Annotated in this window: 1 pseudogene; it reads left to right on the forward strand. The window is 64.3% G+C overall.

The window, feature by feature from the left end:
• Positions 1-417, forward strand: a pseudogene (locus tag EN906_RS36820) (AI-2E family transporter); the annotation flags it as partial.
• Positions 418-470: the final 53 nt, after the last annotated feature.

Raw genomic sequence — 470 nt, forward strand, 5'->3', positions numbered from 1 at the left:
ATGCTGGCGCAGGTGCTGGAGGTCCAGGGCGCGACGGTATCGAAAGCCGGCTTTGCGGATATGGAGCCCGCCAGCATTCGCCGCCTTGAGCTCGAAACCGTCGACACTGTCGTGGTCGGATTCCTGAACCGGGATTCCGTCAAGCACGCCCGTTTTCTGGTTCGCCGGCTGAAGCGTGCCAAGGCCGCACTTCGGGTGGGAATCGTGTTCTGGTCGGAGACCGGCAGCGAGGACAAGGAGACGGCCGACAAACTGGCCCGTGACTTGAACGCGGATTTCGTGGCGCATGGCATGGTCGACGCCGTGCTGGGCGCGCTCTCAAACGAGCCGCCGGTCGCTCTCAAGCTCGTCGCCAAACGGCGCATGCGGCGACAGCGGGCCGCGTCCAAGAAGGTTACGGCGGCAGCGGCGGATTAGGCCCTGCCTTTGCCTTTTTCGGCAATGTCGGGGTCGACAAGCCAGGCACGAAT

It is taken from the genome of Mesorhizobium sp. M7A.F.Ca.CA.004.06.1.1, assembly GCF_003999135.1.
Classification (GTDB): Bacteria; Pseudomonadota; Alphaproteobacteria; order Rhizobiales; family Rhizobiaceae; genus Mesorhizobium.